Here is a 7,767-nt window from a genome sequence, read left to right as displayed (position 1 = left end):
CCCTCGCAGCTGTCGGGCGGCATGGCCCAGCGCGTGGCCCTGGCGCGCGCCCTGGCCCGCGAGCCGCAGCTGCTGCTGGCCGACGAGCCGTTCTCGGCCCTGGACGCCATCACGCGCGCCGAGATGCAGGAGCTGATGGTGGACGTGGTCCACCGCTGGCACACGGCGGCGCTGCTGGTCACGCATGACATCGACGAGGCCATCCTCGTGGGCGACCGCATCCTGCTGATGGGCGGGCGGCCCGGCCACATCGTGCGCGAATGGCGCGTGGACATTGCGCGCCCGCGCGAGGACCAGGCCGCTGCCGTGACCGCGCTGCGGCTGGACATCCTCTCGGCCCTGCACGGCGTGCGCCATGCGGCCCAGGCCTGATCTCCCTCGCCTGCCTGCCTGCCCGCCTGCCGATCCGCCTGCAGATCCGCCATTTCTTCGACTTCAACCATGCTCTTCTGAAAGGTCTTTCGCATGAGCTTCCAGGACCACCCTTCCTACACCCATATCTGCGTCTCGTCGGACTGCGGCTGCGGCCTCACGCGGCGCGACATGCTGCGCCTGGGCGCGCTGGCCACGGCCTCGGTGGCCGCGCCGCTGCTAGCTGCAGGCGATGCGCGCGCCCAGGCCTTCAAGGGCGATGACCAGCCCGTGAAGATCGGCTACCTGCCCATCACCGACGCCACGCCGCTGCTGGTGGCCCACGGCAACGGCCTGTTCGAGGCCGAAGGCCTCAAGGCCGAGGCGCCGCGCCTGTTCCGCTCCTGGGCCCAGATCGTCGAGGCCTTCGTCTCGGGCCAGGTCAACGTCATCCACCTGCTCACGCCCTCCACGCTGTGGGTGCGCTACGGCGCCAAGTTCCCCGCCAAGATCGTGGCCTGGAACCACGTCAACGGCTCGGGCTTGACCGTGCTGCCCGAGATCCAGAAGGTGCAGGACCTGGGCGGCAAGACCGTGGCGATCCCGTTCTGGTACTCCATCCACAACATCCTGCTGCAGGACGTGCTGCGCAAGGCCGGCCTCACGGCCGTGACCCGCGCGCGCGGCGGCGCCATTGCGGCCAACGAGGTCAACCTCGTCGTGCTGGCACCGGCCGAAATGGTCTCGGCACTGGCCGGCAAGTCGATTGCGGGCTTCATCGTGGCCGAGCCCTTCAATGCCGCCGCCGAGATCGCGGGCGTGGGCAAGATGCTGCGCTTCTCGGGCGATGTCTGGAAGGACCACGCCTGCTGCGTCACCTTCCTGGCCGAGCGCGATATCGCCGACAAGCCCGAATGGGCCCAGCGCGTGACCAATGCCGTGGTCAAGGCCCAGCTGTGGACACGCGACAACCGCCTGGCCGCCGCGCGCCTGCTGTCGAGCACGGGCGAGCGCCGCTACACGCCGCATCCGCAGCAGACGCTGTCCAAGGTGCTGGCCGCCACCGACTACGCCAGCTACGAGGCCAGCGGCGTGGTCGTCAACAAGGGCTGGCACCAGCGGCGCATCGACTTCCAGCCCTATCCCTATCCCTCGTACACAGAGCAGCTGGTGCGCGCCATCAAGGCCACCAAGGTCGAGGGCGACACGCGCTTCCTCGACAAGCTGGAGCCCAGGTTTGCGGCCACCGACCTGGTGGACGACCGCTTCGTGCGCAAGGCCATCCAGGCCGTGGGCGGCCCGCAGGTCTTCGGCATTCCGGCCGATTTCTCGCGCCGCGAAACCATCGTGGTGTGATCCAGGTGTTGCGACGTATTGGATTGCCGCTGCTGGGCGCGGCCCTGGTCCTGGCCCTGTGGTGGGTGGGCGGCGCGCTGCTGGCGCGCAGCACGCCCGTGGCTGCGGCCTTCGCGCCCTGGCCGTCGCTGCAGGCGCTGGGCCAGCTGCTGACGGGCGCCGACATCTGGATGCACACCCTGCTGAGCCTGCAGCGCGTGGCCGTGGGCCTGCTGCTGGCCTTCGTGGTCGGCGTGCCGCTGGGCGTGCTGGTGGGTCTGTCGCGCGGGTTCTCGCAGGCGTTCTCGCCCGTGTTCCAGTTCCTGCGCATGATCTCGCCGCTGTCGTGGATGCCCATTGCCGTGATGGTGCTGGGCGTGGGCGACGCGCCCGTGTACTTCCTGCTGGCCTTCGCCGCCGTCTGGCCCATCTTGCTGAGCACGGCGGCCGGCGTGGCCCAGCTGGACCGCAACTGGCTGCTGCTGGCGCGCAGCCTGTCGGCCACGCGCACCGAGACCGTTCTGCGCGTGGTGCTGCCCGGCATCACGGCCCAGATCCTCACGGGCGTGCGCCTGGCCATCGGCATCATCTGGATCGTGCTGGTGCCAGCAGAAATGCTGGGCGTATCGGCCGGCCTGGGCTACTTCATCCTCGACACGCGCGACCGCCTGGCGTATTCGGAGCTGATGGCCGCCGTGGTGCTGATCGGCGCCCTGGGCTATGCGCTGGACCATGCGGCTCGGTGGCTGCACCAGCGCTGGATGCATTCGGCCTGAGGCCTGCGGGCAGGCGGTGGCATCAGGTGCCGTGCACGCGGCGCAGCCGCAGTCCTGCCCATCCCGTCAGCACGGCGCACAGCAGCACTCCCCAGGGGCCCAGCGCGGGCACGGGGGTGGCCGGGGCCGGGGCTGCGGGCTCCACGGTCTGGGCCCATGCGCCGCTGTCCGCGGCGAGATAGTTCGCATCGCCGCCGTACCGGGCCACGATGGCATGCGGGCCGGCCGCCGTCAGTTGGGTGGTGGCGATGATGGCCCTGGCATTGGACAAACCCGCCGTGCCCAGCGACAGGCCGCCAGCCAGGATTTCGACCGTTCCCGTGGGGACGGCGGCGGTGCCCAGGGAGACATCGGGTGCGACCACCACGGAGAAGGACAGCGACTGCCCGGAGCGCGAGGGATTGGCGCTGGAAGTCAGCGTGACACGGGAGGGGCCCTGTCCCACCGCCGCCATCTGCACCGCCTGCGTAGCCGCGTCATGGTCCGCATCTCCGAGCTGGCTGGCGTTGATCGTGCATGTCCCTGCGGCCTGGAAGCGGATGGTGCTGCCGGAGGCGCTGCAGATCGCCGCGGTCAATGCATCCACGGCGAACATGACGGGGTTTCCCGAGGCGCCTCCGACGGCGGCCACGTCATAGGTATCCCCCACCCGTGCGCCGGCCGGTGGTGCCGTGGTGAAGGTGATGGCCTGCGGCGCTTTGGCGATGGCACCTGCCGCCGCCGGGCAACTGGTATCGCTGGCCGGCCAGTAGCGGTTGCCCGTCCCCGTGAACGTTTCGCCGCCACAGTTGTTGCCGGGCGCGTTGTTCGTGATCTGGTTGCCGTGGAGTGTGCGGGGGCGGGTGAGCGTGAACGAGACGCCGGCACCCGAGCCCGGAGACGCCAGCACGTTGCCGGTGACGGTGCTGTCGGTCATGGTGGTCGGCACCCCGCTGCGCAGGCCCCCGCCCAGCGTGCGGGCCGTGTTGCCGGACAGGCGGCTGCGCTCCACCGTCAGCGAGCCGCTGCCCGTGCTGTAGATGGCACCGCCCTGTCCCCCTGCCTGGTTGCCGCTGAACACACTGTCCACGATGGTCACCGTGCTGTCGCGGCTGTACAGTCCCCCGCCGTTGATGCCGGCCGTGCTGTCCTGCACCACGCTGCGCTCCAGGCGCAGGGTGACGCCGTTGTCCAGGTAGATGGCGCCGCCGTCTTCACCGGCGGCGGTCTGCCCGCCGCGCAGTGTCAGGCCGCGCAGCGTGAGCTGGACACCGCTGCCCTGGGCCGACACCAGGCGGGAGGCATTGCCCCCATCGAGCGCCACCCGCTGGTCCCCGTCGATCGTGATGTCCGAGGTGGTGAAGTTGAGGTCGATGGAATGGCCTGCCAATGCAATGGCGGTGAGGCTGCCTGCCGGAAAGACGGCCGGGTCGAACACGATGGTGTCCGCGCCATTGCCCGATACGCATGCGCCGTTGCCCCAACTGCCGTCATCCATCTGTGCACTGGTCAATGCCTCATTCAGGCTGCAGTCCGCTGCACCGGGCGTGTTGTCCGTGGTATTGACCACGATGGTCGCGGCCTGGCCATTGAGTGCCAGCAGGCTGCACAGCGCGCCAGGCACTGCCAGAAGCCGGAGGCGTCGAAGGGGTCTGTGAAGAAAAGCGTGCACGGTTCCTCCCGTTGCGCTGCGTGTCCCGGGCAGACCCGCGCGCTGTTGTTGCGGACCGCGTGACCTTAGCTTTCTGCGAAGATCGTGAAAATGTGCCGGCGGCACATCGCAGGCCTGAAAATGCGGCCTCAGCCGGCCCACCTATCGCCAGCACCTCGAGCACGCCATTGGATTTCGCGACATGACCCTGTCAACGCAGCAACTGGGGCAACTCAATCAGGCCATCCTCGCGGTGCACGGCGCGCCCGATCTGCACGCGCTGGCCACGCATTTGCTGCACGCGCTGCGCCTGGTGGTGCCGGGTGACATTCGGGTGGTGGATTTCTCCGGCATTGCGGAAGTCCGTGGCTACACGGCCTACGATCCGGTGCGGGCCATTTCCTCCGAAGTCAACGCTGCGGTGCACCGGCATCTGGCCGACAACCCCTTGTATCGGCAGCGCCAGACGCAGGCCGCCAGCATTTCCGACCTGCTGACTCGCGGGCAATGGCAGAGGACGGCGCTCTATGCCCAGGCCTGCTCCCAGGTGGGCCAGCAGGACGGACTCGCGCTGGACGTGGAACTGGGCCACGGAGCGATGCTGACCCTCAATGTCACACGCGCCTCGCGCGGCTACACCGCTGCGGAGCGCATGGCGCTGACCTTGCTGGGGCCGCATGCGCAGGCGCAGTGGCGGCGCCTGAGCCAGCAGCAGCGAATCAGCCAGGCGGCATGGCAGGCGCTCTCACCGGGCTCGCCGGCTGCCGACGTGCTGAGCCCGCGCGAACGTGAAGTGCTGCAATGGGTCGCCAACGGCAACACCAACGCAGAAATCGCCACCATGCTGGAGTTGCGTGCAGGCACGGTGAAGCGGCACCTGGAAAACATCTACCGCAAGCTGGGAGCCGCCAATCGGCAGGACGCCTTGTCGAGGATGCGCAGGCCGGATTTCTAGCGCGTGTCGCGCGCTTGTGCGAACCCACGCGAGCGCCGTGCGCGGGGCCAGCCCTTCGAGAAGCAGGGAAACCGGCCCTACGGCAGGACGCTCCGGCAGGCAATGCCAAATCGCTGGGCCAGCGCGTGCAGGCGGCTGTCTCGCGACCACAGGCTTGCTCGACGTAAGCGGTGCAGCTACGTCCGGCACAGTTTTACCTACAGGTTTCGCGCCAGCACAATAAAAGTCCGCCCAAGCCATACGGCGGACTTCCTGAAATCCACTGTGCCGAGGCCTCATGTTTTGTTTTGCCAGTTGCTCTCCTGTCGGCTTCAACGCCGTCCTTCTCAGCGGCGGTACGTTGCCATTTCTGGTGTCCGACGGCATGTTGTTTCAACCATTGCAGTGAGGCAGCGCATGGAGCAGGAAGTGAGATGCGCGAACTGCAATCGAAAGCTCGCCATGGGCGTCTTTCAGCTACTGAACATCAAGTGCCCGCGTTGCGGCACGTTGAATTCCCTGAGGGTCCAAGCGAACCCCCCACCCGAGTGCCGCCGAGCGCCTTCGACTCCATCCATTGAATAGGAGGCCTCCATGGCTCAAGTTTCCAAGGTTCTCGTCTCGGATCAGTACATGCCGCCGGACAACATCCAGCAGTACAAAAGCACGACGGGTTTCCCTCTTGTTTACGATTCGCGGCATATCAATCCGCATGCGCTCGTGTTCGACAACACGGGGCGTCCTGCCAATTACAACCCTGCCAACAACCGCCACACCATCGTGATGGATGTGCGCTTCAGCGATGGCTATCTGGCCGCTTGCCACATGGGCATCATTGCCAGGCACAAAGGCTCATACAGTGTGGCGGGTGACAACCGTGGCGGTGCTGTCATTGCGGGCAATTGGGGCTATTCGCCAGGCAGCGTGGCGCTTGAGGAAATTGAGATAACCAACACCAAGGACAACGGTGACTCGCACCATCGTCCGTCCGCTCAATATCCGCGTGGTGCCATCGGCGAGGCCAAGCTCGAGGAACTGCGCTGGTATCGACTGGTGATCGAAAGCATTTCCAAGAACGGCAGCATCGGCCACGCAGTCCGGGCAACGGACAAGAGTACGGGCCAGACCGTATTCAGCCTGCCAACCTTCTGGTCGGATTACTCGGCCAACTATGACTCCCGTGACGCAGGCAAGGTGGTGTTGTTCAGCATCAGTGATCCCAACAAGCCTGCCGCCGGCTTTGTCTATACACGCCTGATCAGCTATTGGTCGGATGCTGACGAGGTGATAGCCAATCCGTAAGTGATCTGAGAGCGGGTCCCAGGGCAGCGTGTGGCCGTATCGCCGCCATGCCCTGGTCCTCCTGGCAGGGGGTGGTCAATACGCATGCTGCCATGCGTTGCGCATCGTGCTGCCTTTGGTGGAAAGCCAGTCTGTAGGCGAGGGCCAGCGATACGCAATCTCCTGGGAATCCGGCATATCGGTTGCCCTGCCGCCAAGTGCTGCGAGGCGTTTGACTGCCTGCACCCTCACGAAAGTTCTGAGGACCTGTTGGAACAGAGCTGCCTCGTCCATGCCTGGCTCCAGCATCTTCAGGGCTTATTCGTACAAGGCATCGTCGATCGTCACGGTGATCCGCATGGCGGGCCCTCTGTCATCAAAACAGATGCAATTCTGGGCTTGCGCCAGCCTGCAGACAAGCGCGCTTCCCTCCGAAGTGGTCACTCCTGTTTTGCTATGATGACTGTATAAAGATACAGTTTTCGAGCGGCCTGGCTGCCCGATCTGCCAGGCCCATGCTCCCTCCCCACCGCTTCTACTACCTGCACAACTTCCAGCGCGCGCTGGACTGGATTGGCCAGCGTTACGGCGATCTGCTGGACGCGCCCGAGCAGGCATTCCTCACCCGTTTCACGCAGCTGCCCCAGCCCTCGCAGGCGCTGATGGTGCGTTTGCTGATGCGGCGCGGGCCCTGGTTTAGGGCCGGCAAGCTGGTGTACGAAGAGATTCCCGGCATTGCCGACGCGGCCGCGCCCCTGCTGGAGCTGGGCTGGCTGGACGCGGACCACCCCATGGCGCTGGAGGAGCTGTTTGCGCTGCACACCAAGCCCGAGCTGCTGCAGCTGTTCGCCGGCGCACCCATCCACTCAGGCCTGCGCAAGGCTGAGCTTTTGCAGGCCCTGCAGCCCCTGCATGAGGCGCCCAGGCCCTATGCGCAGTGGCAGCCCCAGGGTGTCGCAGCCGGCGAATCCGCCTGGCGTGTGATGGTGGGCGCGCTGTGCGAGCGCTTTCGGCTGATGTTCTTCGGCAACCTCTACCAGGACTGGTCGGAATTCGTGCTGGCCGACCTGGGCGTGTTCCGCTACGAGGCCGTGGCCTTCGATGCGGCGTCGCGGGCCTTCCAGTCGCGTGCCGATGTCGATGGCTACCTGGCTCTGCAGGCCTGCCGCGCGGCGCTGGATGAAGGCGTGGAGATCGATGCGCTGCTGCAGCAGGTGGCCGGCTGCGCCAGCGGCAATGCCTGGCTGGAGCAGCGCCGCGCCAAGGTGCTGCTGCGCATAGGCCAGGCTTGCGAGCGCATGCAGGACTGGGAGCGTGCCGAGCAGGCCTATGCGCAAAGCCGCTACCCCGGCGCCCGCCACCGGCGCATGCGTGTGTACGAGCGCATGGAGCGCTTTGCCGATGCCATGGCGCTGGCCCAGGCCGCCCAGGCCCAGCCCGAGAGCGACGAGGAGACGCGG

The 7,767-nt window shown here is 66.8% G+C and carries 8 protein-coding genes and 1 pseudogene; 7 read left to right on the top strand and 2 right to left on the bottom strand.

Features of this window, described 5'->3' with window-relative positions:
- The 3 genes from L995_RS08850 to L995_RS08840 form a co-directional block, all read left to right on the top strand.
- The coding region (locus tag L995_RS08850) for an ATP-binding cassette domain-containing protein (RefSeq protein WP_047471066.1) at positions 1-372 on the top strand (372 nt) is incomplete at its 5' end.
- A gap of 93 nt (positions 373-465) precedes the next feature.
- The gene (locus tag L995_RS08845) at positions 466-1,707 is read left to right on the top strand and encodes an ABC transporter substrate-binding protein (RefSeq protein ID WP_047471064.1); all 1,242 of its coding nucleotides are present in this window, start codon (positions 466-468) and stop codon (positions 1,705-1,707) included.
- Positions 1,704-2,462, top strand: a complete 759-nt coding sequence (locus tag L995_RS08840; RefSeq protein ID WP_016452684.1) for an ABC transporter permease — start codon at positions 1,704-1,706, stop codon at positions 2,460-2,462. The genes L995_RS08845 and L995_RS08840 overlap by 4 nt, the downstream gene beginning before the upstream one ends.
- Positions 2,463-2,484: 22 nt before the next feature.
- On the opposite strand, the gene L995_RS08835 is transcribed toward L995_RS08840, so the two are convergent.
- A complete protein-coding gene (locus L995_RS08835) occupies positions 2,485-4,065 on the bottom strand; it encodes an Ig-like domain repeat protein (RefSeq protein WP_047471062.1) in 1,581 nt (526 codons plus the stop codon).
- A gap of 229 nt (positions 4,066-4,294) precedes the next feature.
- Here L995_RS08835 and L995_RS08830 point away from each other — a divergent pair, with 229 nt between their 5' ends.
- The 3 genes from L995_RS08830 to L995_RS08825 all read left to right on the top strand — a co-directional run bounded on the left by L995_RS08830 (position 4,295) and on the right by L995_RS08825 (position 6,328).
- The gene (locus L995_RS08830) at positions 4,295-5,047 is read left to right on the top strand and encodes a helix-turn-helix transcriptional regulator (RefSeq protein WP_047471060.1); all 753 of its coding nucleotides are present in this window, start codon (positions 4,295-4,297) and stop codon (positions 5,045-5,047) included.
- Between the two features lie 102 nt (positions 5,048-5,149).
- The gene (locus L995_RS34800) at positions 5,150-5,611 is read left to right on the top strand and encodes a Com family DNA-binding transcriptional regulator (protein WP_319803992.1); all 462 of its coding nucleotides are present in this window, start codon (positions 5,150-5,152) and stop codon (positions 5,609-5,611) included.
- Between the two features lie 9 nt (positions 5,612-5,620).
- Positions 5,621-6,328: a hypothetical protein gene (locus tag L995_RS08825; protein WP_016452681.1), complete on the top strand. Its 708-nt coding sequence runs from the start codon at positions 5,621-5,623 to the stop codon at positions 6,326-6,328.
- Between the two features lie 75 nt (positions 6,329-6,403).
- On the opposite strand, the gene L995_RS08820 is transcribed toward L995_RS08825, so the two are convergent.
- Positions 6,404-6,601, bottom strand: coding sequence for a DUF2191 domain-containing protein (locus tag L995_RS08820; protein WP_410172264.1), 198 nt, complete (start codon positions 6,599-6,601; stop codon positions 6,404-6,406).
- 221 nt (positions 6,602-6,822) lie between these two features.
- Here L995_RS08820 and L995_RS08815 point away from each other — a divergent pair.
- Positions 6,823-7,767, top strand: a pseudogene (locus tag L995_RS08815) (VRR-NUC domain-containing protein); the annotation flags it as partial.

The organism is Delftia sp. ZNC0008, from assembly GCF_000799035.1.
Classification (GTDB): domain Bacteria; phylum Pseudomonadota; class Gammaproteobacteria; order Burkholderiales; family Burkholderiaceae_C; genus Comamonas; species Comamonas tsuruhatensis.
The sequence above is the reverse complement of the archived record's forward strand: the minus strand, read 5'-3'. Positions and strand labels throughout refer to the sequence as shown.